26 protein-coding genes are annotated in these 24,345 nt (G+C 63.9%); 12 read left to right on the top strand and 14 right to left on the bottom strand.

Annotated elements, in window-relative coordinates; all coding sequences use genetic code 11:
- Positions 1 to 42: 42 nt before the first annotated feature.
- From CMN27_RS08400 to CMN27_RS08370, 7 genes are all read right to left on the bottom strand, one after another.
- Complete coding sequence (locus CMN27_RS08400) at positions 43 to 576, bottom strand: hypothetical protein (protein ID WP_293625580.1); 534 nt, start codon at positions 574 to 576, stop codon at positions 43 to 45.
- Positions 577 to 701: 125 nt separating this feature from the next.
- On the bottom strand, positions 702 to 2,903 hold the full coding sequence (locus CMN27_RS08395) for a primosomal protein N' (protein WP_293625579.1): 2,202 nt from the start codon (positions 2,901 to 2,903) through the stop codon (positions 702 to 704).
- A gap of 268 nt (positions 2,904 to 3,171) precedes the next feature.
- Complete coding sequence (locus CMN27_RS08390) at positions 3,172 to 3,753, bottom strand: CoA pyrophosphatase (protein ID WP_293625577.1); 582 nt, start codon at positions 3,751 to 3,753, stop codon at positions 3,172 to 3,174.
- 81 nt (positions 3,754 to 3,834) lie between these two features.
- Entirely contained in the window at positions 3,835 to 5,232 is a 1,398-nt protein-coding gene (locus CMN27_RS08385) for an NAD(P)(+) transhydrogenase (Re/Si-specific) subunit beta (RefSeq protein ID WP_293625575.1), read from the bottom strand.
- A 49-nt stretch (positions 5,233 to 5,281) separates the two neighbouring features.
- Positions 5,282 to 5,566: an NAD(P) transhydrogenase subunit alpha gene (locus CMN27_RS08380; protein ID WP_293625573.1), complete on the bottom strand. Its 285-nt coding sequence runs from the start codon at positions 5,564 to 5,566 to the stop codon at positions 5,282 to 5,284.
- A 41-nt stretch (positions 5,567 to 5,607) separates the two neighbouring features.
- A complete protein-coding gene (locus CMN27_RS08375) occupies positions 5,608 to 6,780 on the bottom strand; it encodes an NAD(P) transhydrogenase subunit alpha (RefSeq protein WP_293625571.1) in 1,173 nt (390 codons plus the stop codon).
- Between the two features lie 155 nt (positions 6,781 to 6,935).
- Positions 6,936 to 7,697, bottom strand: coding sequence for a DUF4412 domain-containing protein (locus CMN27_RS08370; RefSeq protein WP_293625570.1), 762 nt, complete (start codon positions 7,695 to 7,697; stop codon positions 6,936 to 6,938).
- Positions 7,698 to 7,768: 71 nt separating this feature from the next.
- Here CMN27_RS08370 and CMN27_RS08365 point away from each other — a divergent pair, with 71 nt between their 5' ends.
- The 4 genes from CMN27_RS08365 to CMN27_RS08350 all read left to right on the top strand — a co-directional run bounded on the left by CMN27_RS08365 (position 7,769) and on the right by CMN27_RS08350 (position 11,807).
- The gene (locus CMN27_RS08365) at positions 7,769 to 8,656 is read left to right on the top strand and encodes a 5'-3' exonuclease H3TH domain-containing protein (RefSeq protein ID WP_293625569.1); all 888 of its coding nucleotides are present in this window, start codon (positions 7,769 to 7,771) and stop codon (positions 8,654 to 8,656) included.
- A complete protein-coding gene (locus CMN27_RS08360) occupies positions 8,653 to 9,531 on the top strand; it encodes a fructosamine kinase family protein (RefSeq protein WP_293625568.1) in 879 nt (292 codons plus the stop codon). The genes CMN27_RS08365 and CMN27_RS08360 overlap by 4 nt, the downstream gene beginning before the upstream one ends.
- 88 nt (positions 9,532 to 9,619) lie before the next feature.
- Entirely contained in the window at positions 9,620 to 10,441 is an 822-nt protein-coding gene (gene ttcA / locus CMN27_RS08355; RefSeq protein ID WP_293625567.1) for a tRNA 2-thiocytidine(32) synthetase TtcA, read from the top strand.
- 178 nt (positions 10,442 to 10,619) lie between these two features.
- Positions 10,620 to 11,807 (top strand): acyl-CoA desaturase, encoded by a 1,188-nt coding sequence (locus CMN27_RS08350; protein ID WP_293625566.1) that lies wholly within the window; start codon positions 10,620 to 10,622, stop codon positions 11,805 to 11,807.
- 502 nt (positions 11,808 to 12,309) lie between these two features.
- Here the strand turns inward: CMN27_RS08350 and CMN27_RS08345 are convergent.
- Positions 12,310 to 13,191, bottom strand: coding sequence for an ion transporter (locus tag CMN27_RS08345; protein ID WP_293625565.1), 882 nt, complete (start codon positions 13,189 to 13,191; stop codon positions 12,310 to 12,312).
- Between the two features lie 25 nt (positions 13,192 to 13,216).
- Positions 13,217 to 13,717: an NlpC/P60 family protein gene (locus CMN27_RS08340; protein WP_366515429.1), complete on the bottom strand. Its 501-nt coding sequence runs from the start codon at positions 13,715 to 13,717 to the stop codon at positions 13,217 to 13,219.
- 111 nt (positions 13,718 to 13,828) lie between these two features.
- Between CMN27_RS08340 and CMN27_RS08335 the strand changes: the two genes are divergently transcribed.
- Positions 13,829 to 15,343, top strand: a complete 1,515-nt coding sequence (locus CMN27_RS08335; RefSeq protein WP_293625562.1) for a Ppx/GppA phosphatase family protein — start codon at positions 13,829 to 13,831, stop codon at positions 15,341 to 15,343.
- A gap of 42 nt (positions 15,344 to 15,385) precedes the next feature.
- Here CMN27_RS08335 and CMN27_RS08330 read toward each other — a convergent pair whose 3' ends face one another.
- The 4 genes from CMN27_RS08330 to CMN27_RS08315 form a co-directional block, all read right to left on the bottom strand.
- A complete protein-coding gene (locus tag CMN27_RS08330) occupies positions 15,386 to 15,862 on the bottom strand; it encodes a GNAT family N-acetyltransferase (RefSeq protein WP_293625560.1) in 477 nt (158 codons plus the stop codon).
- A 21-nt stretch (positions 15,863 to 15,883) separates the two neighbouring features.
- Positions 15,884 to 17,494: a peptide chain release factor 3 gene (locus CMN27_RS08325; RefSeq protein ID WP_293625558.1), complete on the bottom strand. Its 1,611-nt coding sequence runs from the start codon at positions 17,492 to 17,494 to the stop codon at positions 15,884 to 15,886.
- 329 nt (positions 17,495 to 17,823) lie between these two features.
- Entirely contained in the window at positions 17,824 to 18,567 is a 744-nt protein-coding gene (locus CMN27_RS08320; RefSeq protein ID WP_293625556.1) for a hypothetical protein, read from the bottom strand.
- 58 nt (positions 18,568 to 18,625) lie between these two features.
- Complete coding sequence (locus tag CMN27_RS08315; RefSeq protein ID WP_293625554.1) at positions 18,626 to 18,901, bottom strand: acylphosphatase; 276 nt, start codon at positions 18,899 to 18,901, stop codon at positions 18,626 to 18,628.
- 59 nt (positions 18,902 to 18,960) lie between these two features.
- Here CMN27_RS08315 and CMN27_RS08310 point away from each other — a divergent pair, with 59 nt between their 5' ends.
- The 4 genes from CMN27_RS08310 (at position 18,961) to CMN27_RS08295 (ending at position 20,681) form a co-directional block, all read left to right on the top strand.
- Complete coding sequence (locus CMN27_RS08310; protein WP_293625552.1) at positions 18,961 to 19,635, top strand: hypothetical protein; 675 nt, start codon at positions 18,961 to 18,963, stop codon at positions 19,633 to 19,635.
- Between the two features lie 90 nt (positions 19,636 to 19,725).
- Positions 19,726 to 20,073, top strand: a complete 348-nt coding sequence (locus CMN27_RS08305; protein WP_293625550.1) for a cytochrome c — start codon at positions 19,726 to 19,728, stop codon at positions 20,071 to 20,073.
- Positions 20,074 to 20,090: 17 nt separating this feature from the next.
- Positions 20,091 to 20,453, top strand: a complete 363-nt coding sequence (locus CMN27_RS08300) for a cytochrome c (RefSeq protein ID WP_293625548.1) — start codon at positions 20,091 to 20,093, stop codon at positions 20,451 to 20,453.
- Positions 20,454 to 20,498: 45 nt separating this feature from the next.
- Positions 20,499 to 20,681 carry a hypothetical protein gene (locus CMN27_RS08295; RefSeq protein WP_293625546.1) on the top strand — a complete coding sequence of 61 codons (183 nt, stop codon included), beginning with the start codon at positions 20,499 to 20,501 and terminating at the stop codon, positions 20,679 to 20,681.
- Between the two features lie 31 nt (positions 20,682 to 20,712).
- Here CMN27_RS08295 and CMN27_RS08290 read toward each other — a convergent pair whose 3' ends face one another.
- Positions 20,713 to 21,540 carry a ParB/RepB/Spo0J family partition protein gene (locus CMN27_RS08290; protein WP_293625544.1) on the bottom strand — a complete coding sequence of 276 codons (828 nt, stop codon included), beginning with the start codon at positions 21,538 to 21,540 and terminating at the stop codon, positions 20,713 to 20,715.
- 121 nt (positions 21,541 to 21,661) lie between these two features.
- Here CMN27_RS08290 and CMN27_RS08285 point away from each other — a divergent pair, with 121 nt between their 5' ends.
- Genes CMN27_RS08285 through CMN27_RS08275 form a run of 3 tightly spaced genes read left to right on the top strand, consistent with a single transcriptional unit; the run spans position 21,662 to position 24,343 of the window.
- Positions 21,662 to 22,480 carry a lysophospholipid acyltransferase family protein gene (locus tag CMN27_RS08285; protein WP_293625542.1) on the top strand — a complete coding sequence of 273 codons (819 nt, stop codon included), beginning with the start codon at positions 21,662 to 21,664 and terminating at the stop codon, positions 22,478 to 22,480.
- Positions 22,480 to 23,559, top strand: a complete 1,080-nt coding sequence (locus CMN27_RS08280; RefSeq protein ID WP_293625540.1) for an NAD-dependent epimerase/dehydratase family protein — start codon at positions 22,480 to 22,482, stop codon at positions 23,557 to 23,559. The genes CMN27_RS08285 and CMN27_RS08280 overlap by 1 nt, the downstream gene beginning before the upstream one ends.
- 31 nt (positions 23,560 to 23,590) lie before the next feature.
- Positions 23,591 to 24,343, top strand: coding sequence for a VacJ family lipoprotein (locus CMN27_RS08275; RefSeq protein ID WP_293625538.1), 753 nt, complete (start codon positions 23,591 to 23,593; stop codon positions 24,341 to 24,343).
- The last annotated feature ends 2 nt before the right edge of the window (positions 24,344 to 24,345 follow it).

Below are 24,345 nucleotides of genomic sequence, written 5' to 3'. Positions count from 1 at the left end.
CGAGCGTGCGCCCCCAACATCGCGCGTAGGCGATTCGCGCGATCAGTAGATGTACCAGGTCACGACATCGGTATCGAATTCACCGACGTTGATCTGGTCATCGTCATCCGCGTCGGCCTGATTGAACAGGCTTTCGCAGAACTCCGACTTTTCGATGAACAGGGTGTTGTTCGCGTCCCAGTCGGCGTAATAGGAGGTCTTGCCCAGACCGGCATCGAACTCGCGGTATTCGAGAAAGCCGTCGCCGTCGGAATCCCAGGCGCTGAACTCGACGCTGTATTCGTTGAACCAGTTTTCGTTAGCCTTGCTCCACTCGCTTTCTTCGAGCACGCCGTTGTCGTTCTCGTCCCAGTGGCGGAACAGGCCGGTGCTGTATTCGTCGTCGTCGATCAGCCCGTCGTTGTCGGTGTCCCAGTTGCTGTAGATATTGCTGGCCGGGCAGCTCTCGTTCCATTCGCTATGGCTGATATGGCCGTCGCCGTTGCTGTCCCAGTCCGACATTTCGATGGGCGTGGCCGCATTGGCGGCGGCCATGACGCCGGTCAGGCCGGCGGCGATAAGCAATTGGTTTCGCATTTTCTGCTCCGTTGATGCTTTGAAGTGCAAGCACACAGTCGGGCAGTTTCCTTAAAACAGTCTTAGGGCGTGTCAGGCAAGGCCGCGCGCCGCCGATGCGCCGCCTTGTCTCATGACGACACGCCCTAAAGCAGATCCTGCGGATCGACGTCGATCGACCAGCGCACCCGGCGCGCGCCGGGTAGTTCGCCGAGCACGCGCTGCCAGTGGTCCAGGGCCGGATGCAGACGTGCCCGATGGCTGGCATGCAGCAGCAGATGGGCCCGAAAGCGCCCGGCACGGCGCTGCATGGGCGCGGGTACGGGCCCCAGACAGGCGATCTGCTCATCGGCGCGGATCGTGGCCGCGGCCTGTTCGAGAAACGCCGTGGGCGATTGCAGATCGTGGGCTTCGGCACGCAGCAGGGCGAGATGGCCGAAGGGCGGCAGCGCGGCCTCGCGACGTTCGGCCAGCGCCGCCTGCGCGAAGGCATCGTAGCCGCCGGTGAGCAGGCGATGCAGCAGTGGATGCTCGGGATGACGGGTCTGCAGCCACACCTCGCCGGGCAAGTCGCCGCGCCCGGCGCGGCCGGCCACCTGGGTGACGAGCTGGGCCATATGCTCGGCGGCGCGAAAATCCGCCGAGAACAGGCCGCCGTCGACGTCGAGTACGGCGACACAGGTCAGGCGGGCGAAGTCGTGGCCCTTGGCCAGCATCTGGGTGCCGACCAGCAGCTGGGTCGCACCGCTGGCCACGTCGGCGAGCTGGCTTTCAAGCCGGCCCTTGCGTGCGACGCTGTCACGATCGAAACGCGCCAGCCGCACGTCCGGAAAACGGCTGCGTAGCGCGCCCGCGACCCGTTCGGTACCGGCGCCAAGCGCAATGAGTTCTTTCGAGCCACAGCTCGGGCAGCGTGCGGGGCTCGCGTCCTGGGCGCCGCAGTGGTGGCATTGCAGGCGGGTGCCGCCGCCATGCAGGGTCAGCGGCGCATCGCAGCGCGCGCAGGGCGCGATCCAGCCACAGTCGTGGCAGGACAGCGCCGGCGCATAGCCGCGACGATTGATGAAAACCATGACCTGATTGCCGGCGCCGAGATGGCGTTCGATATGGCCGAGCATGGGGTCGGACAGCCCGCCCAGCAGCGGGCGCGAACGGATATCGATGACCCGTACCGGCGGCAGGGCCGCGCCGGTGGCGCGTTCGGGCAGTTTGAGGTGGGCGAACCGGCCTTGCTCGGCGTTGTGCAGGCTTTCAAGCGCCGGCGTGGCGCTGCCGAGCACGATCGGGATATCGCGCTGCTGGGCACGGCGCAGCGCCACGTCCCGGGCGTGATAGCGAAAGCCGTCCTGCTGCTTGTAGGAGCCGTCGTGCTCTTCGTCGACCACGATCAGCCCCAGTCGCGGCATGGGGGTGAATACGGCCGAACGCGTGCCGATGACGATATCCGCGTCGCCCGCGCGCGCGGCCCGCCATACGTCGGCACGCTCGCCATCGCTGCGCTGCGAATGCAACACGCCGATACGCGCCTCGAACCGGGTGCGCAGACGTTCGATCAGCTGCGGCGTGAGGCCGATTTCCGGCGCCAGGAAAAGAACCTGGCGATTCGCGGCCAGGGTCTCGGCCATTTGGCGGCAATACACTTCGGTCTTGCCGCTGCCGGTCACGCCTTCCAGAAGGGTCGGGTGAAAGCCGCTGCCACGCTGGGCGAGTTGTTCGACCGCCTCACGTTGGCGCGCGGTGAGCGTCGGCGCGGGGCCGGCGCTGCCGTGTTCGAGCGCGCCGGGCAGTTCGACCTCCTCGATCAGCCCGCGTCTTTGCAGGGCCTTGAGCGGCGCATGGATCGAGCCGAAGCGGGCAAGCAGATGCGAATGCGCCACAGCGTGGCTGCCGGCACGAATCGCTTCCAGCAGTTCATGCTGGCGTCGCGCATGGGCGGCGGGCTCGTTTTCGCCGGCGACGTCGCAGGCTAGCCAGCCGCGATGGCGGTTGGGTGTCTGGTCCGTTCTGGCACGCCGTAGCGCGGCCGGCAGGGCGGTCGCGAGCGCTTCGCCGATAGGATGGTGGTAATAGCGCGCGGCCCAGCGCAGCAGGCCCAGCAGCGCCTCGTCGAACACGGGCGCCTCGTCCAGGCGGGCTTCGATCGGGCGCAGACGCGCACGGGGCAGCTCGCTTTCAACTTGCGCCTCGAGCACCACACCGACCAGCCGGCGTCGGCCGAAACGCACCAGCACCCGACTGCCGATCGGCGTCGTGCCGTCGTCTTCCAGATCGAGGTAATCGAAGCCGCCGTATAACGGCACGGGCACCGCCACGCGCAGTATCGGAGTTGTTTCCAGACCGCTCGTCAACGGTTTACAGCCTGTGGATAAAATCGTGGATGAATTTTTGCACGGGTGGCGCGTCGACCTGGGAAAGCGGCTTGTTTGATCGAATTTTCGTATAAAAAATACGATAAAACAGGCGTGTACAAAAAATACAGACTAATGTGCGCCGCCGCAAAATCATGTGCGCGATCTTTTCCGTCCTGTGCATATGTGGGCAAAAAATCCCTGACCTGTGGAAAAGCCCGGCACGCCAGCGTTGTGAGCCTGCACGGGCCTGTGGATACGCTGCGCCTCATCGCACAAGCCCGCACAGTTCGTCGAGCATGGCTAGGGTCAGCCCCCACAGCCGCTGGCCGTTGCCGCAGTCATAGCAGGGCATGGACAGGTTGAGCCGGCCGACGCGCCAGCGCATGGTCTGGCGGTTCGCGGGCTCGTCCAGCCAGGCAAGAGCGAGCCAACGGGTGGCCGCGATCTCGTGGTTGAGCACCGGCTCGATACATTGTTCCAGCCGGTATACGAACGGGGAGACCACCATGGGCGCGCGGCGTCGGTGGTCGAGAGTGAGACGGTCGTTGAGGCGGCCGATACCCTGTGCGCGGCTGATCTTCAGGCCGACTTCTTCACCTGTTTCGCGACAGGCCGCCCGTGAAGCGCTGGCGTCATCGACGGCGTCCACGCGACCGCCGGGAAAGGCCATGTCGCCCGACCAGGGGTCGCCGGCGCGGTGCGCGCGCAGGGCGAGCAGTACTTCGGCCCCCTGACGGGATTCGCGCAGAATGACGGCAACGGCGGCCCGCTTGAGGCGCCGCCGCATGCGCAGACGCTTTGCGCGATATTGGGCCAGGGCATGGGTGATCGGCGCGAGTTCGTGCATCGCAAGAGCTTAACCGGTTGACCGAGCAGGCAAGAAAAAAGCCGCCCGAAGGCGGCTTTTTTCGTTACGGCCGGTGCAGCCCTAGAGCTGCTTGAGGCCGTTGGCCAGATCCGTACAGACCTGCTTCGCGTCGCCGAACACCATACGGGTGTTGTCGCCGAAGAACAGGGCGTTCTGTACGCCGGAGAAGCCGGTGCCCTTGCCGCGCTTGACGACATAGACCTCGCGGGCCTTGTCGACGTCGAGGATCGGCATGCCGTAGATCGGGCTGGATTCGTCGGTACGCGCGGCCGGGTTGACCACGTCGTTCGCGCCGATGACCAGGGCCGCGTCCGCGTTCGGGAACTCGGCGTTGATCTCTTCCAGGTCGAAGATCTTGTCGTAGGGCACGCCGGCCTCGGCCAGCAGCACGTTCATGTGGCCGGGCATACGACCTGCCACCGGATGGATGGCGAACTTCACGTCCACGTCGTGCTCTTTTTCGAGCATCTGCACGAATTCCCAGAGCTTGTGCTGGGCCTGCGCCACGGCCAGACCGTAGCCGGGGACGATGATCAGGCTGTCCGAGTAGGCGAAGGAGGCCGCCGCGTCGAAGGCTTCGACCGACTTCATCTCGCCTTCCGGCCCGTCGGCCTCGGCGCCGTCATCCACGCCGAAGCCGGCGAACAGCACGTTCGAGATCGAACGGTTCATGCCGTTGGCCATGAGCAGGGTCAGCAGCGTACCAGCCGCGCCCACCACGGTACCGGCAATGATCATCGCGGCGTTGCCGAGCACGAAGCCTTCGAACGCCACCGCCAGACCGGTGAAGGCGTTGTACATGGAGATGACCACCGGCATGTCGGCGCCGCCGATCGGGTTGGTCAGCAGCACGCCGAACACGAGGCAGAGCAAGAAGAAGATCGTGACCAGCACCGGGGCACTGCCCGTGGAGGTCAGAATCCACAGACCCAGCAGCACGATCACCAGAGCCGCGCCGCCGTTGATCATCTGTTGGGCCGGCAGGCGGATGGTCTTGCTCATCTTGCCTTCGAGCTTGGCCCAGGCGATCAGCGAGCCGGAGAACGACACGCCGCCGATCAGCGCGCCCAGCACGGCCAGGATGAGTACGGTGGTGCCATGATCGAAGGCCCGCCCCGAGTACATCTCGATAAGCGCAATGGCCGCCGCGGCGCCGCCGCCCATGCCGTTATACAACGCCACCATCTGCGGCATGCCGGTCATTTCGACCTTCTTGCCGGTATACCAGGCGCCGGCACCACCAATGCCAATAGCCAGCAGGATCAGCACATAGCGGAAGAAGCCGGCATCCATCATCGGATGCCAGAGCGTTACCACGGTGGCCAGCACCATGCCGATGCCGGCCCACTTGATGCCGCTCTTGGCGGTCTTGGGCGAGCCCATGCGTTTGAGGCCGATGATGAACAGTACGGCCGCAACGAAATAACTCGCGTCTACGGTAAATTCCCAGAAACTCATATTCGGTAACCTTTTCGTGTGCTCGTTCTTGTAATGGGATCAGCGAGGATCAATCCTTGGAGGACTTGAACATTTCGAGCATGCGCTCGGTCACGACATAACCGCCGACCGCGTTGCCGGCGGCCAGAATGACGCCGATGAAGCCGATCAGGACTTCCCAGAAGCCTTCGGCATGGCCGAGTGCGACCATGGCGCCGACGAGCACGATCCCGTGCACGAAGTTGGAACCCGACATGAGCGGGGTATGCAGAATGGCCGGTACACGGCCGATGATCTCGTAGCCGGTGAAGGCCGCGAGCATGAAGATATAGAGTGCGACAAAACCTGTAATCACTGTCTTTTCTCCCGAAAGATGATGAGCCGGTGGGCGAAGGCCTAGGCGTTGCCTTCGAGCGCCTTCTTGGCGGCTTCGTTGACGGTTTCGCCGTCGTGCGTCAGCGCGGATTTGGCCAGGATTTCGTCATCCCAGTTGATTTCGAGCTTGCGCGTCTTGTCGGCCGGCTTGGCGTCGTCCTGGCCTTCTTCCTCGACCACGATCAACTGCAGGAAGTTGAACAGGTTCTGGGCATACATCTCGCTGGCATGCTCGGCCAGCAGCGCCGGCACGTTGGACGGCCCGTAAATGGTCACGCTGCCGTGGGTGACGACTTCGTCGGGCTGGGTGAGCTCGCAGTTGCCGCCGCCGGAGGCGCCGAGGTCGATCAGCACCGAGCCGGGCTTCATGGCATCGACCATCGCCTTGGAGATGATCTTGGGCGCCGGCTTGCCGGGCACTGCCGCGGTGGTGATCACGGCATCGGCATCGGCCATGTTCTTTTCCAGCATCTGCTGCTGTTTCTTCTTTTCCTCGTCGGTCAGCTCACGCGCGTAGCCGCCTTCGGCCTCGGCCTTGACGCCTTCGGCCATGAGGAAGTCCGCGCCCAGCGACTCGACCTGTTCCTTGGTGTCGGTACGCACATCGTAGGCAAACACCTTGGCGCCCAGACGCTTGGAGGTGGCGATCGCCTGCAGGCCGGCCACGCCCGCGCCGATGACCAGCACCTTGGCCGGGCGGATGGTGCCGGCAGCGGTGGTCAGCATGGGCAGGAAGCGTTCCAGCGAGTTGGCGGCCATGAGCGCGGCCTTGTAGCCAGCCGCAGAGGCCTGCGAGGACAGGGCGTCCATCGACTGGGCACGGGTGATACGCGGCACCAGTTCCATGGCGAAGCTGGTCACGCCGGCATCGTTGAGCGCCTTGACCGTGTCCGGGTTGTTGTGGGCCTGGACGAAGCTGATCAGCACCGAGCCTTTCTTCATCTTGCCGATCGACTGTGCATCGGGGGCGTTGACCGCCAGCACCACATCGGCGCCGAACACATCGTCGGCGTTGTCGGTGATCTGGACCGGCTCCTTGAAGGACTCGTCCGGGATGCGGCTGCCTTCGCCGGCGCCCTTGGCGATCTTGAGATCGACGTTGAGTTTGGCCAGCTTGTCGGCCACCTTCGGCACCATGGCGACACGGGTTTCGCCACTGGCCGTTTCTTTCGGGACTGCGATAGTTACGCTCATGTCTTCCCTTGAATTTGTTCTAATGAATACCCGGCGCGGCGCGTTGCCAAGGCGCGGACAGGCGTGTCCACTCAGGTGCCGCAGGCCGGATTAACCCCGACTGCAGTCTAACCTAAACCATTAGGCTTTCGTAGCATGAGCCGCCTGGAGCGATTTCAGCGCCCCGGCGGGGTGACCGCGGTTTCGACATAGTCCTGCGGAATACTCAGGCGCTGCCTGGACACCTCTTTATGGCTCACATCCACCAGCTGGCGGCGTTCGCCGGTGTTGGTGTCGGTAAAGCGGATCGGCATGCCGGCCAGGCTGAGATAAGGCAGGCCGGCGGTTTCGAAACCGGTGCCGGCCAGCAGCGTCTGCATGAGCGAGAACATGGAGGTCACGCTGGCAAAGGTGTCCTTGCTGATGCCCAGTGCCTTGGGCGTGGCGACGCACAGCGTTTCGGCCGGCTGGCCGTCGCGTACCACCTGAACCACCTCGCACTCCACGCCGGCGACGTCTTCCTTGCGGCCGGTGCGGTCCAGGCCGATCTTCTGATTACGGGTATCCAGGCCGGGTACCGATTGCAGCATGGCCGCCCGGGCCGTGGCGCGCTGTGCCTCGGGCAGTTGCTGGACACGATCCTCGATCTGGGCACGCAGCGAGTCCACCTGCTCGCGAATGACGCTGGCGGAATTGCGATCCAGGCGCGTATAGGTACGTTCACGCGGGTCGACTGAAAAGATGGCCTTGGCATCTTCCTTGTAGAGCTGCCACTGCGGGCTCGCATCGTCGATACGCACCGCGCCCGGACGCATGTTGACGGTGAACGCGCCGCTGGCGCCCTGGTAGGTGAGAGTGGTGTCGGCCTGGGCGATGCCCGCGACGGTGCTCAGGCCGGCCAGCAATGCAACGGCGGCCGTACGGCGGATTCGAATCATGGGCAGGGTCCTTCTAAAGCGGGATCGATAAAATACCGTGTCTCGGGGTCGACACGCAGCAGAACGAAGGCATGGTGCAGTACACTAGCGCCATGCTGCTCGTGGATGCCAGTGTCTATATTTTTCGGGCGTTCCACTCGCTGCCCTCGAGTTTGACCGGGCGCGATGAGCAGCCGCTGAATGCGGTCTACGGTTATACGACCTTTCTCGTGCAGCTGCTCGAAGCCGATGACGATCCCCAGGTCGCGGCCGCCTTCGATGAATCGCTCACGAGCTCCTTTCGCAACGGGTTCTTTGCCGATTACAAGGCCAATCGCGAGCTGCCGCCGGCCGCACTCGAGGCCCAGATCGGCGCCTGTCGGGAAATGACCGAAGCGCTGGGCGTGGCGACCCTCTCCAGCCCGGTTTATGAAGCCGACGACCTGATCGGCACGCTGGCCCGAGATAGCGATACGCCGGTCAAGATCGTGACCTCCGACAAGGATCTGGCCCAGGTCATGGGCCCCGACGACCTTCTCTGGGACTACGCCCGCGAGACCCGCTACGACGGCGCCGCGATCGAAGCCAAGTTCGGTGTGCCACCGGCGCGTATTGCCGACTATCTGGCCCTGGTCGGCGACAACGTCGACAACATTCCCGGTGTGCCCGGCATCGGCGCCAAGACCGCGGCGTCGCTGCTGCAGCAGTTCGACGGCATCGATACGCTGCTGGGCGATCTCGACGGAGTGGCTGCCAGCGGTCTGCGCGGGGCGAAATCGCTGAAGGCCAAGCTCGAAACCCATGCCGAGCAGGTGCGCCTGTCCTATCGACTGGCCACGATCGTCACCGATATCGATCTTTCGCCCGAGCAGCGCGATATCCGTCGACGTGCGCCCGATCGCGAAGCGTTGGCGTCGATCTGCGACCGCCTGGGCCTGGGCGAGCGTCTACGCAAACGCCTGGGCGTGGCGAGCTCGTGATCGATTGGGCCGCGATCGACTCGGCTATCGCAAAAGCACGGGGTGCCCCGTTCGCCGGCGAGCGGCGCACCCGGCTGGGTGGCGGCTCGATCAATACCGCCTACCGAATCGAAAACGCCGAGCGGGCTTATTTCGTCAAGCTCAACCGCGGCGAACGCGAAGCCATGTTCGCCGCCGAGGCAGCCGGCCTGGCCGAGCTGGCCCAGGCGGTGGGGCTGCGCGTGCCGTGCGTGATCGCCCAGGGTCGTGCCGGCGCCCATGCCTATCTCGTGCTCGAGCACATTGCGCTCCAGGCGCTAACGCCCGCCGCGATGACCCGCCTGGGCGAGGCGCTGGCGGATATGCACGGCATCGTGGCCGCACGCTACGGCTTCGAGGGCGACAACACCATCGGCACGAGCGCCCAGCCCAACGCCTGGCATGCCGATTGGCTGGAGTTCTGGCGCGAGAATCGGCTGGCGGTCATGCTCGATGCGCTGGCGCCCCGGGATCGGGGGCTGGCGCGTGACGGCGATGCACTGTTGGCCGTGCTCGACCGGCTGCTGGCAGGCCATCGGCCCGAGCCGTCGCTGGTGCACGGCGACCTGTGGGGTGGCAATGTCGGCATGGATACATACGGCGTGCCGGTGCTGTTCGACCCGGCGGTCTATTACGGCGATCGGGAAACCGATCTGGCCATGGCCGAACTTTTTGGCGGCTTCTCTCCGTTGTTCTTCGAAGCCTACTGGGGCGCCTGGCCGATGAGCGAGGGCTATCGCCATATACGGCGTCCGCTCTATCAGCTCTATCACCTGCTCAACCATGCCCGTCTGTTCGGCGGCCACTACGTGGCCGAAAGCCGGCGCGTGATGCAGCAGTTGCTCGCCCACGCCTGAGCTGAGCGCGCCGCGCTGTGGTTGCCGGGGCGCATGCGTACAATGACGGCCATCGCTTTCGATTTATGGCAACGCCAGGCAACGCGCCATGTCCGATATTCCGGTACTCGACACCCGCCCGCCGGCCGGCCTGACCCCGGGCTCGGTGGGCGCGAACAAGCTCGCCAAGCGGCTCAAGCGCCTGACCGGCCAAGCCGTGACCGACTACGACATGATCCGCGACGGCGATCGCATCATGGTGTGTCTGTCCGGCGGCAAGGACAGCTACACCATGCTCGACATGCTGCGCTATCTGCAGGAAGTCGCGCCCGTGCGGTTCGAGCTGCGTGCGGTGAATCTGGACCAGAAGCAGCCCGGCTTTCCGGAACATATCCTGCCGGCCTATCTGGACGAGCTCGGCGTCGACTACGAAATTCTCGAGCGCGATACTTATAGTGTCGTCACCGAAAAGGTGCCCGAAGGCGCGACCATGTGCGGGCTGTGTTCGCGCCTGCGCCGCGGCATTCTCTATCGCTACGCGCGCGAAAACGGCTTCAACCGGATCGCGCTGGGGCATCATCGCGACGATATCGTGGAAACCATGTTCCTCAACATGTTTCACGGTGCGCGCATGGCCGGCATGCCGCCCAAGCTCAGATCCGACGACGGCGAGAACGTTGTCATCCGGCCGCTGTCCTACTGCAGCGAGCGCGATATCGAAAAATATGCGCGCCTGAACCAGTATCCGATCATTCCCTGCAATCTGTGCGGCTCGCAGGCCAACCTGCAACGCCAGAACATCAAGGCCATGCTGGCCGACTGGGAACGCATCGATCCGGGCCGCAGCGAGCGTATATTCCGATCCATGACACGCATTGCGCCGTCGCAGATGGCTGATCGGGATCTCTTCGATTTCGCGGCGCTGGATTGATCCAGAACAAACCGTTGCGGTAGTCGATACGGTATCAAAACGCGAAAACGAGGCCATGGGTGGCCCTTTTTCGGAACACGGTTTTATTGAAAATCGTTCCTATTTACCGCATAATTTGACTGTAGTGAACAGTTGTGCACTGCAACGTAATACCGCAATTCGTGAGGCGAACAACGCGATGTCCGCAGAAAGGAAGTATCCCGCCAACCCCGAGTTGGACGACAAGTTCAACTGGATTGAATTCATCCCGTTCGCGCTACTGCACGTCGCGCTGATCGGTATCTGGTGGACCGGCTTCACCGCGACCTCGATTGCCCTGTGCGTGGGGCTTTACGTGGCGCGCGTGTTTGCCATCACGGCGGGCTACCACCGCTATTTCTCGCACCGTGGTTACAAGACCAGCCGTGCGTTCCAGTTCGTGCTGGCCTTTGTCGGTTCGGCGGCCCTGCAGCGCGGCCCGCTCTGGTGGGCGGCCAAGCACCGCGAGCATCATCGCGATTCCGACATGCCGGCCGATTCGCACTCGCCGCGTCAGTACGGCTTTTTCGATTCCCACGTTGGCTGGGTGTATCGCGAAGCGCGTTCGTATGCCGACATGGACCTGATCAAGGACTTCTCCAAGTACCCGGAGATTCGCTGGATCGAGCGCCACCAGTTCCTGCCGGCACTCATCGTCGCCGGGCTGTGCTTTCTCGTGGGCGGCTGGGCCGGCCTGCTGTCGGGCTTCGTGCTGTCGACCGTGCTCGTCTACCACGCCACCTTCACGATCAACTCGCTCAACCACGTCATCGGCAAGCAGCGCTATCTCACCGGTGATGATTCGCGCAACAACTGGTTCCTGGCGCTGCTGACCATGGGCGAGGGTTGGCACAACAACCATCATTACTACCCGGCTGCGGCTCGCAACGGGTTCTTCTGGTGGGAGATCGATACCACCTACTATCTGCTGCTCGGGTTGGAAAAGGTCGGCCTGGTCTGGGATCTGCGTCAGCCGCCCAAGACCATTCTTGCCAACGAAAAGGCGCCGACTCAGAAAATCATCGACAAGTGTGCGATCTATATCGCGGAAGGCTTCTCGGCCGATCGCATCAGCCGCAACATTCGTGCGCGCTGGGAAGGCAGCCATATCCTCGAGGATCTGCGCTCCCATGCCCGTGACAAATGGGATTCGGCCGAAGCCTATCTGGCCGAAATCGAACTGCCGGAACTGCCGAGCGTCGAACAGCTCAAGGCCCGTGCGCATGCGAAGTTCAAGATCCGCCACGAAGGCCTGGATCGGGCCATCGAGCGGGCGCATGAAATGCTGCGCAGCTCGGTTTCGCACCGCCTGATCGAGCAGGTGCGTTCGGAGCCGAAATCGGCCTGATGCCGCTGCGCACCGCCTGCTGATTGAAAGCCCGTCCTCGTGACGGGCTTTTTTTATCTCTGGCGTGTCACGTTGAGTGGGCGTGTGGGGCGGCTGGGCCGTCGGCTTAAAACCAACGAGCAACTTGATTTTGTATGAAGCTTAGTTGGCTGTACTCAAGCAAGCAGGTTGTCCGCAAATGAACGCGAAGGTGCGCGAATAAGGCGACAGACCAAGCGCTCGGAGTCCGGATGATCTGATGTTCATGGCACGCTGAGCTTTGTACTTGATCAAGACGGGCAATGGCCGTCATGGCCGGGTTCGACAACGCCGGTCGAATCGACACCGGAGGTTACGTCCGGTGTTGGATTACGCTGCGCTAATCCAACCTACGCCCGCGTTTGCGTGCGTCGTGAGGGGCGAACCGCCATTGTTCATTTGCGCTTTTGGCGTGCATTTGCGGACTGGCTCTTCAAGGAACGAAGCCGCCGGATGCGGGTATCGACTTATCGGGGCAGGCCCGCTAATCGAGCTTGTCGCGGTCGGCGGCCTGTTCCTTGTTGGCGGGCGGGTCCTCCTGCTCATCTTTGTCGAGATGGCCGCCGCAGAACTTGCAGTAGTGCGCGTCGATCTCGTGACCGCTGCGCTCGCAGTGGGGGCACTGGCGCAGCTGTCGCTCGTTGGAAATCTCGTTGGTCAGCTCGGCGGTGATGATGCCGCCGGTCACCGCGAGCAGGGCATAGCCGAGCATGATGGCGATACCGGCAATCGCCTGGCCGAGCGGCGTGCCGGGGGCGATATCGCCGTAGCCGACCGTGGTGATCGTCACGACCGCCCAGTACATGCTGCGGGGAATGCTAGTGAAACCGTGGGGCGGGCCTTCCACGACATACATCAACGCGCCCAGGATGATCGTCACCAGGGCCAGCACGCCCAGAAAGATCTGCATCTTGCGCTGGGCATGGCGTAACGAGCGCGTGAGCACGTTGGCGTCGTTGGCATAACGCACGAGCTTGAGCACGCGAAAGATGCGCATCACGCGCAGCGCGCGTACGGCCACGAAGTAATGCGCCGAGGGCAGCAGCAGGGCAAGATACAGCGGCAGTACGGATAGCAGGTCGATGATGCCGTAGAAACTGCGGATATAGGCCCAGCGACGCCGTGCGGCATAGATGCGCACCGCGTATTCGATGCTGAACATGAGCGTGAACAGCCATTCCAGGGTATGCAGCACGACCCCGAAGCGGGCCTCGATGGCGGCGACCGAAACCAGCATGAGGTTGACCACGCTGGCCACGATCACGACCAGCAGCACGATATCGAAGCTGCGGCCGGCGCGGGTGTCGGTACCGAAGATGATCTCGCGCAGGCGTGTACGCAGGTCCGGGGACGATGTATCGCTCATGGGTGGCTCGCCGTCGTCGCTGCGCTCAGTACGTCTGGGTGAGCAGACGCCGCGACTGCCAGTAATGGCTGCGCCAGTAGATGTTGTCGAGTCGGGACATGGTCACGCCCTGGCTGGTCGAGGCGTGCATGAAGCGCCCCGCGCCCACGTAGATACCGACATGGCGGCTGCTGTAGCCGGTCTTGAAGAACACCAGATCGCCCGGTGACAGATCGCCGGCGGATATCGGTTGGCCGATCTGTGCCTGGGCACCGGTGGTGCGCGGCAGGTTCAGCGATTCCAGCTCGCGCATGGTGCGGGCGACGAACGCCGAACAGTCGATGCCGCTTCGATCCATGCCGCCCAGGCGATAGGGCACACCGCGCCATTGGTGGTAGTAGTCGAACAGCGCATCGATCATCGCGCCCTGGTCGGGATACTGGCTCTTGCTCACCCGCGCATAAGAGGTATCAGCCCGATAGCTGGGCTGACTCGCGCAGCCGGCGAGTACCACGATTACCAGTGTGAGCAGCAATCGCGGGTACACCCCTGCGCGTCGTTGCGACATAATCGCTCGCGCCATTCCTTCGTGCCTTTGTTTGCCCGTGTTCATCGATTCCCTTATCGGCGCCCCGGCCGGCGCGCTTAAGATAGACCCATGAATCGCGAGAGCGAACAGGTCGCGCCCGAGCCGCAGACGGTCGCCGCTGTCGATCTGGGGTCCAACAGTTTTCACATGATCGTGGTCCGCGATGATGGCGGCAAGCTGCATGTCGTCGATCGGCTCAAGGAGTCGGTGCGCCTGGCCGGCGGTTTGAGCGCCGATCGCCGCCTGGACCCGGATGCCGCCGCCCGCGCGTTGGCGTGTCTGGAGCGATTCGGTCAGCGTCTTCAAGGCATTGCTCCAGGCCACGTGCGCGCGGTGGGTACCAACACACTACGGCGTGCGCGTGATTCCGATGCGTTTCTGGCCGAAGCCAGCGCCGCGCTGGGGCACCCGGTGGAAGTCATCTACGGCGCCGAAGAGGCCCGTCTGATCTATGGCGGGGTGATCCAGGATCTCGGCAACGACCATCCGCGGCGTCTCGTGATCGATATCGGCGGCGGCTCTACCGAAGTGATCGTGGGCGAACTTGCCCGCCCCGAACTCGTGGAAAGCCTGTCGCTGGGCGCGGTCGTGCAGATGCAGCGTTTCTTCGGCAACGGCAAGATCAGCCGCAAGGCCTGGCAGGCGGCGGTCACGGATGCGCGTCTGACCGTCGAGCCGATCGCCCGTGCCTATCGCCGGGCCGGCTGGGATCTGGCGATCGGCGCCTCGGGCAGCGTGAAGTCGATTCTGCGGGCGGCCGGCGCCACCAAGGCCGATGAAACCATCACCCCGGCCGACCTCAAGGCGCTGGCACGGGCCGTGCTCAAGGCCGGCAAGGTGGACAAGCTCGACCTGCCCGGCGTATCCGAAGAACGCCGCGCGATTTTCCCCGGCGGGCTGGCGGTGCTGACCGGGCTGTTCGAAAGCCTGGGCATCGAGGCGATGCGCGTATCCGACAAGGCGCTGCGTGAAGGCGTGGTGGCCGATCTGCTGGGCCGCCTGCACGATCACGATGCGCGCGAGGATGGCGTGATTGCCGCCAGCCACCGCTACGATGTCGACCATGCCCAGGCCGAACGCGTGGCCGCGACCGCGATCGCTCTGCTGGGCGATTACGACGACGAACGGGTCAGCGGCATGGCGCCGCGGCTGCTGCGCTGGGCGGCGTTGTTGCACGAAATCGGCCTGGCGATTTCCCATAAGGGGTATCACAAGCACGGCGAATACATTCTGCGCAACGCCGATCTGCAGGGGTTTTCGCGCACCGACCAGGCGGTACTGGCGACGCTCGTACGCCTGCATCGCGGGCGTTTTCGCGCCGATCTGGTGGATGCGCTGCCCACAGACTGGCGCGACCTGGCTTATCGGCTGGCGCTGGTGCTGCGCCTGGCGGTGATTCTGCACCGCGGCCGCGATCCGGACATGGTGCCGCCCGTCTGGCTGGAGGTTGAAGACGGCGATATCTATCTGCACTGCGAGGCCGACTGGCTGGAGGAGCGCCCCCTCACCCAGGCCGATCTCGCCCGCGAAGCGGAGCTGCTGGCCCGGGCCGATATTCGTTTGGAGACCGTCGCCGACGACTAGAAAATCTTGCGGCGCAACCACGCTAGGGCATGCATAGATTCCTTAGCGAAGCGGCTTGCGCATATACGCGTTGGCGAGCTCCTCGCCACGCAGGCAGCGACTGCGGCGTTCGACGACCTCGAAGCCGTAGCGGGCGAAAAAGGGCTCGGCGGTGCGGCTCACATCGGCGCACATGGCCGTAAGATGCCGTCGTTTGGCCTCGGCTTCGAGCCGGCCCATCAGCAGGCCGCCAATACCCTGGCGCGGGTGGTGACCGGATACGAAGAAGTGGTCGATATAGCCGTTGCCCTGCAGGTCGGCATAGCCGACCGGTTGCGCGCCCCGCAGGGCCACGAACGGGGCGAGGGCCCGAATAGCATCGCGCCAGGCGAGCGCATCGAGCGTGCGCGGCGCCCAGGCCTCGATCTGGCGCGGCGTGTAGTCGGCGACGGCGATGCAATGCACGGCCGAATGAAAGATCTCGAATAGCGCCGCTTCGTCGCCTTCGCGAAAGCGACGAACGCGGATCGATTCCTTCATCGGCCGAGGACTGCCCGGGGATCAGTTGGCGTTGTACTCACGGGTGGCCGCGAAGGTGATCTCCGGCCAGCGTTCTTCGGTGAGCTGCAGCTTGACCCGGGTGGGCGCCAGATACACCAGCGCGCCGCCGTGGTCCTCGGCCACGCCGTCGTCCATACGATCACGAAAGCGACGGATTTCGCGATCATCGCCGTAGATCCAGCGTGCGGTATGCACGTTGATGGGCTCGAAGGTGGCCTTCACGCCGTATTCGTTCTTGAGCCGTTCGGCCACCACGTCGAACTGCAGTACGCCGACGGCGCCCAGAATCACGTCGTTGTTGTTGATCGGGCGAAACACCTGGGTGGCGCCTTCTTCGCAGAGCTGATCGAGCCCCTTGTGCAGGGCCTTGGCCTTGAGCGGGTCGCGCAGCACCACGCGCTGAAACAGCTCGGGGGCGAAGTTGGGGATGCCGGTGAACTGCAGGTCCTCGCCCTGGGAGAAGCAGTCGCCGATGGCGATGGTGCCGTGGTTGTGGATGCCGATGATATCGCCCGGCCAGGCGGTTTCCGCGGCCTCGCGGCGATTGGCCATGAAGGTGATGGCGTCGTTGACGCGAATCTCCTTGCCGGCCCGCAGGTGCTGCATTTTCATGCCTTTTTCGTAATGCCCCGAACACACGCGCATGAAGGCGATACGGTCGCGATGCTGCGGGTCCATATTCGCCTGGATCTTGAACACGAAGCCCGACAGCGGCTCTTCGGTGGGCGCGACTTCGCGGCTGGTCGTGGCCCGCGGGATAGGCGCCGGGGCCCATTCGACGAAGGCATCGAGCAGCGGGCGAATGCCGAAATTGTTCACCGCCGAGCCAAAGAAGACCGGCGTGAGCTCGCCGGCGAGATACATCTCCAGATCGAAACCGTCACCGGCCTCGCGCACCAGTTCGATCTCTTCGAGCAGGTCGTCGTAGAAGATGCCGGCGATGTCCTTGAGGCGCGGGTCGTCGAGGCCGTCCAGGGTGACGGTCTTGCCGCCGGCCTCGTTGTCGGTGCCTTCGTAGAGATGCACCTTGTCTTCGAGCAGGTGATATACGCCCTTGAACTGGCTGCCCATGCCGATCGGCCAGGTGATGGGCGCACAGCTGATGCCGAGGACTTCCTCGACCTCGTCGAGCACCTCCAGCGGCGGGCGGCCTTCGCGGTCCATCTTGTTGATGAAGGTGAAGATCGGCGTGGTGCGCAGCCGACAGACCTCCATGAGCTTGATCGTACGCGGCTCGACGCCCTTGGCGATGTCGATGACCATGAGCGCGCTGTCCACCGCCGTGAGCGTGCGATAGGTATCTTCCGAGAAGTCCTCGTGGCCGGGCGTGTCGAGCAGATTGACGATGCGTTCGTTGTAGGGGAACTGCATCACCGATGTCGTCACGGAAATACCGCGCGACTGCTCCATGGCCATCCAGTCGGAGGTGGCATGACGCGATGCCTTGCGCCCCTTGACCGTGCCGGCGAGCTGGATCGCGCCGCCGAACAGCAGCAGCTTTTCGGTCAGCGTGGTCTTGCCGGCATCGGGATGCGAAATGATGGCGAAGGTCCGCCGCTTGGTCGCTTCGCGCGCGGTCGGGGTGTTATCGAGGGCGGGTGACGCGCTCATCGGTGACTCCGGATCACTATAAAAGGCTGTATCGACTGATAAAAATATATGTATAGTGCAACGCTATTCATAGTGATAAGAAATGCAATTATGAATAGCGATGTGCGTTGCCTATAATTCGTATCGAAGCCGGCGGGGCGCAACACCTCGCCGCTCTTCGCAGAATCGGTGTTCCCCCTTCACCGGTTTTTGCGCCAACGCAGCGTACATCCTACCCGAGCGATGACGTTGCGATGGTGGCGTCGCTTTCCCCCGAGCGGCGCTGCTCTTCAAGGCCCGGATCGGCTGCCCTCCCGATTCGGGCCTTTCTTTTTTGCAAAAGCCCGTGGTCAGGCCGGAGAGGCGACAGGCGTAACCGTGTCGCGCCGTATCCGTACCAGCACCGTGACGATATACAGGCACAGGAATACGGCGAACATCAGCTCCTTGACTTCGCCGCCGTCGATATCGAACGGGTAAGGCACATCGTCCATGGCGGCTTCGAACAGCTTTTCCGGAATCGAGGCCAGCGGCGCGATGAAGCCGATGACCACGCAGTCGAAGGTGGGCATGGCCCAGTAACCAAAGCTGTCATGAGCATAGGCGCGGCCGCTCAGCCAGCGCCGGATGGGTAGAATACAGCCGCCCACGAGGATGGCAGCAGCGAGCAGATTGCGTGGCAGCTGATCCAGGAGCGATCCGGCCAGCGAGTTCGAGTTGTGCAGGTTCGTTTCGGCCTGATTGTTCAAGGCACGCCACTGATCCGGCGTCGCCCAGCCGAACCAGTGCTGGCCCCAGCTGGCTTCCTCGCCGCCGAAATAAAGGCAGCCGAGGCTGAACAGCGCGAAAAAAATCGCCAGCGCGCGATCACTGCGTCGAAAGGCCCAGGCGGTGGCCACGAGCCCGCCTGCCAGCGCAAGCGCCAGTATCACCACCGTGCCGACCTCGGTCAGACCCGACTCGTGCAGCAGCCATGCGTCGTAGACCGGGGCGTCGAGCAGCGCGCGCGCAACGTAATGGGCGAAATAGATCGCCAGCGGTACGCCCAGCCACGCCCAGCGCGGCAAGACGGTGTCATCGGTTTTTTGGGGCATTGATACTATCTATCTCGTGGGCCGCGGGCGCTATCTCGCGGGCTGCGGTCGGCTCGAATCAGCGAACGGCGAACGGCTGGGGAAGGCTGTCCGCCTGCTCAACAGGGTGGCTATCGACGTGCTCGACCTTCGCCGATGCCGGGCCGTCCTGCAGCCAGCGGGCGAGGGCGTCGAGCTTGTCGTCGCCTGCGCTGGCCTGTACTTCAACGCGGCCGTCGGCCAGGTTGCGAACCCAGCCAGCCAGGCCCAGCTCGTCGGCGCGTTTGCGTGTGGCCTCGCGAAAGCCCACGCCCTGTACGCGGCCGCTGACGAAAAACTGGCGAGTGTTGTTCATGGCGATGTCCGTAATGCGTCATTATAGGGTCACAATTCGTATCTGGCGTGCTTCGAACCATGTTCAACCGCATTCGCCGGCGCGTGCGTCGTCTGATCGAGCCCAACGCCGCGGCCGCAGCCCCCCGAGACACGACCGTGCAACTACGCCTGCCGAGCCCCTACGGAGGCGCGCCCTGGCTGACCGCCACGGTTGCGATCAGCGCTACGCCGCGCGGCCAGGGCGAGGCGTTGCGCCTGCGTGCCCATGTCGATGGCGCGCTGCGCCTGCCGGCCGCCGGTGCCGAGCGCCCTCGCCTCGCGCTGGATGCGGGCGCGTCGCGCGGGCTGATTCGCCAGGGCCGCAGTGCGGCGGCCGCAGTTGCGCGAAACGTTATCGAGCGTTTGCCCGCGCAGCCTCTCGAGCAGCTGGCGTCAAAGCGCTGGCGCACCTGGCTGGACGTGCAGCTGAGCACGTCGCCGCTGGACGAGGGCGCCCAGGCGCTCATGCCCGAACCGCTGCGTGGCATCTACGGGGGCGGGCTGCCGCGTAGTGGTACGGGCGAGCCGCGTATCGGCGTATGGTCGGGCCCGGCCGGCGGTCGCTCGGGTGGGGTTGCTCAGCTTGTGTTGCTGCAGCTCGACGAACGCGACCTCGGGCGAAGTCGCGGCCGCAACGGGCGTTCGGCGTTCAACCTCAATGCGAGTGTTGCCCAGGTGGTCGAGCCGTTGCGCGAGGACGACGAGCGCGATTGAGCACGGCCGGTGAATTGACTCGCGCGCGGTTTTACAAGAGCATATCGCTGCGCCGCGCTCGATGGCGCAGGCTGTTTTCGGGAGATTTCGATGATTCAAAGTTGGCGTAAGGCCCTGGCGGCCTTGGTTTGTTGCGCCTTCGTGTATGGCCCTGCGTTCGCCCAGTCCGATGGCGCTGACGCGGCCGGCGATGCCGCAGCGGGTAAGGAACGCTTCTATACCTGCGTGGGCTGCCACGGCATTCCCGATTACAACAATGCCTATCCGACCTACCACGTGCCCAAGATCGCCGGCCAGCATGCCGCGTATATCGAATCGGCGCTGAAGTCGTATCGCAGCGGTGCGCGCAAGCATTCGACCATGCACGCCCAGGCATCGAGCCTGAGCGATCAGGACATCAAGGACATTGCGGCGTATCTGTCGCAGCAGAAACCGTAATGGCGGGGCGTATTACGATGAGGCATGCAGTTTCACGCGGTTTGATCTGTCTGGCGCTGTTCGGTTTTGCTGGTTCGCTTGCCGCCCAGGAAGATCACGGCAACGACAAGCCGGCCGGCAACGACTGGGTATCGCAGACCACCCAGACCTGTGCCAGCTGTCATGGCAAGAACGGCGTATCGCAGACGCCGAACTTCCCGATTATCGCCGGCCAGCACCAGGATTATCTGGTGCATACGATCAAGGCCTACCGCGACGGCGACCGCGAAAACGCGATCATGGCCGGTCAGGTTCAGGGTATGAGCGACGCGCAGATCAAGGCACTGGCCCGCTACTACAGCAAACAAAGCAGCCCGCTGCATACGGCGACGGCTGAATAAAAACGCATTCGGGCGCCACGTGCGCCTCGTACCGGGGAGTTGTCGATGTCGAATTTTGCGATCTACATGATTGGTATCGTCATCGTCGCCGGCGCGCTGGCCTACGGGGCCTACGCACTGAGCGCGCCGCCTGTGTGGATTGGCGTGGGCGTGGCGGTGATCATTGGCTTCGGCCTGATGGGCGCGGTCAAGAAGACGCGCGGCCCCAGCAACGGCCCGCGCCGCTAGTTCGAGTCTCGCCCGGGCGGCCGTTGTGCTGTCACTCCGACGTAAAACCCAGACGGGCCAGCAGGCCGTCGAATTCGTCGAGATCGTGAAAGGCGATACGTAGCTCGCCGCGGCGCCGCTCGGCGTCGTAGTCGATTCTGACCGTATTGCCGACGTGTTCGGCCAGCCGCGTTTCCAGTTCGGCCATACCATTGTCCGCACCGCTGCCGGGCGCCGGCGCAACATGCGGCTGCGCCGAACGCCGTGCCGCCTGTTCGAGCTGGCGCACGCTCATGCGTTTTTTCGCCGCCTCGCGAGCCAGCGCGATCTGGGTGGTTTCGTTCAGTCCGGCGAGGATCTTGGCGTGGCCGAGATTGAGCTCGCCGGCATCCAGATGCCGCTGTACCGGCGCGGCCAGCTGGCGCAGGCGCAGATAGTTGGTGACATAGACACGGGATTTGCCGATACGACGGGCAACGGCGTCATGGGTGAGCCCATGGTCCTCGCATAGCCGGGCCAGGCCGTGGGCGGTATCCATGACGCCCAGCGACTCGCGCTGGAGATTCTCGATCAGCCCAAGCACCGCGGCCTGGGCGGCGTCGAGGTCGTTGCGCACGATCGCGGGCAGTTCGCTCAGGCCCGCACGCTGGGCGGCACGCCAGCGACGCTCGCCGGCCAGCAGCTCATAGCCGCGGGCGTGGCTGCCACAGACCACCACGGGTTGAATCACCCCCGAGGTGGCGATCGAGGCCGCAAGTTCGTCGATGCCATCGTTTTCGAACACGGTACGGGCCTGGCTGGCGCCCGGGCGGATCAGTTCGATACTGATGGGCACGACGCGGCGGGCATCGGCCTCGGCAGCAGGGAGGGAGTCGGTCATCGAAGCAGGCCTGGAAACAGGCTCGGCACGGTCAATCTGCGTGCTAAGCTCAAAGCATTGGCGCCAGTGTAAGACCAAAAGGCGCGCCTTTATAACGCGTCGCTTCGTGCGAGGAGTCAGCATGCGCACCCGGCAGTTTCTCAAGCCGCGGACGGTAGGCCGCGATGTCGACCAGTTGGTCGATGCTTTGCCCAAACACAACATCGGCAGCCAGGGCTACGACCCCTGGGGGCTCAATCCCGATACCGCCAAGATCACCTTCACCGCGGTGCGCTGGCTCTACCAGAACTATTTCCGGGTGCAGGCCCAGGGTCTTGAGCATATCCCCGGCCAGGGGCGCCTGCTGATCGTGGGCAACCACAGTGGCCAGTTGCCGCTGGACGGGGTGATGGTGAGCTTCGCCGTGGCCAACAAGTCGGAAAACGCGCGCCTGCCGCGCTCCATGATCGAGCGCTGGTTCCCCTCGGTGCCGTTTCTGGGCAACTGGATGAACTCGGTGGGCGGGGTGATCGGCGACCCGAAGAACTGCGGCAAGATGCTCGAACGCGATGAAGCCATCGTCGTGTTTCCCGAGGGTATTCGCGGCTCGGGCAAGCCCTATCGGCTGCGCTATCAGCTGCAGCGTTTCGGCCACGGGTTCATGCATCTGGCCATGGAGCACAATACGCCGATCGTGCCGGTGGGCGTGGTCGGCTGTGAAGAAACCATGCCGTCGCTGGTGAACATCAAGCCGCTGGCGCGCATGCTGGGCATGCCGTATTTCCCGTTTGCGCCGCTCGTGCCGCTGCCGGCTCGGGTGTTTCTGAACTTCGGCAAGCCGATGCATTTCGCCAACGATGCCCGCAACGAGCGCGACGTCGAATGGCGGGTGGAAGAGGTCAAGGACGCCATTCGCGACCTTATCGATACCGGCATTGCCCAGCGCAAGAGTATTTTCTGATGAGCCAGTCGAACGAGTCCGACAACGAAGACAGCAGCGCGCAGAAAGCACAGGACAAGAAGTCGACCCCCAGGCGCAAGACCCCGGCGCGGCGCCAGAGTGAGCCCGCGACGCCGAAAACGAAGCAGTCGGCCGCCGGTATTGGCAGCAATGCCCGCGGCAAGGTGCTGGTCACCGGTGCAGCCGGGGCGCTGGCCCAGCACGTGATCGCGCTGCTCAAGGAGAACTACGACGTGGTCGGCGTCGAGTTTCGCGGCCTGCAGGCAGATTATCCGGACACCGTCGACTATGTGGTCGACTTCAACCAGTGGCCGTTCGAGGACGTTTTCCGCGAGCACGGTTTCATGGGCATCATCCATCTGGGCCGGATTCGCTTCACCCAGTCGACGCGCAACCGACGCTATTCGGCGAATGTGGTGGGCACCGCCCGATTGCTGCGCCTGGCGTTGAAATACGGCGTGGAGAAGGTGGTCGCGCTATCCACCTTCCATGTCTACGGCGCGGACGCGCGCAACCCCTCGCTCATCGACGAGGAATACCCCATGCGCGCGGCCAACCTCATGCCCGAGGTGGTGGACGCGGTCGAGCTGGAAAATCTGTTCAATATCCATCTCTACAAGAACCCCGAACTCAACATCACGATCCTGCGTCCCTGCAATATCGCCGGGCCGGGCATCAACAACGAGATCAGCCGCATGCTGGCCCAGCCGGTGGCGCCCTGTCTGCTCGGTTTTTCGCCGCTGATGCAGTTCCTGCATGTCGAAGACATGGCCGAGGCGGTGATGCGCTCGTTCGAGCGTAACCACCCGGGCGTATATAATGTCGCGCCAGACGATTACGTGGCGTATCAGGACGCATTGCAGCTGGCCGGGTGTCGGCGGCTGTTTCTGCCCTCGATACCGCCGGCGCTGGCACGGCGCTCGGTTCGGGCGCTGGGGCGGTATGCGCCGCCGGATTATCTGATCGATTTCTTCAAATACGCGGTGATCATCGATGGCGGGCTGTTTGCACGTACGTTCGACTTCACCCCGCAACATTCGCTGGCGAATCTTCTGGGCCATTATCGAGCCCAGAAGTGATTCGCCTCACGTAACCGCTTCGAGGTATCAAATGACCACACGCCTGTCGCAACGGCTGCCGTTTCTGTCTGGAATTCTGTGTCTGATAGTGCTGGGCGGCTGTGTGCACAGCCCGCCGTCCGACCCCTGGGATCCGATCGAGCCGGTCAACCGTGCGGTCTACAAGTTCAACGACACGGCCGACCGCTACGTGCTGCAGCCGGTTGCCCGCGGCTACGACAAGGTCACCCCCGATCGCGTGCAGACCAGCGTCGGCAACTTCTTCGACAACCTCGGTGAGCCGGTCAATATTGCCAACAGCGCCCTGCAGCTCAAGTGGGGTTCGTTCAACACGTCGCTCGGGCGTTTGATGATCAACACCACGGCCGGCGTTGGCGGACTGTTCGACGTGGCCAGTGCGGTCGGGGTTGCCGAGGTGGACGAAGACCTCGGGCAGACGCTCGGTTACTGGGGGCTGGGCCAGGGCCCCTACCTGGTACTGCCGTTCTTTGGCCCGAGCTCGGGCCGAGACCTGACCGGTCGTGTCGGCGATCAGTTCCTGCATCCGACCACCTATGTCGATGACGATTACGACTATGTTGTATGGAGCCTGCGTGCGCTCAGGATCATCGATTACCGTGCCGGCCTGCTCGGGTTCGAGGAAACGCTCAACCAGCAGTTCGATCCCTATGCGTTCATGCGCGGTTACTATCTCGAAAACCGCCTGAAAGCGGTCTACGACGGCAACGTGCCGCCGGAACGGCTGTATCAGGACGCCGGCGCGGACGACGAAGACGCCGGCTGACG

Origin of the sequence: Salinisphaera sp. (assembly GCF_002729955.1) — a bacterium.
Classification (GTDB): Bacteria; Pseudomonadota; Gammaproteobacteria; order Nevskiales; family Salinisphaeraceae; genus Salinisphaera.
Note: the sequence above shows the minus strand (reverse complement) of the source record. Positions and strands in the feature narration are given on the sequence as shown.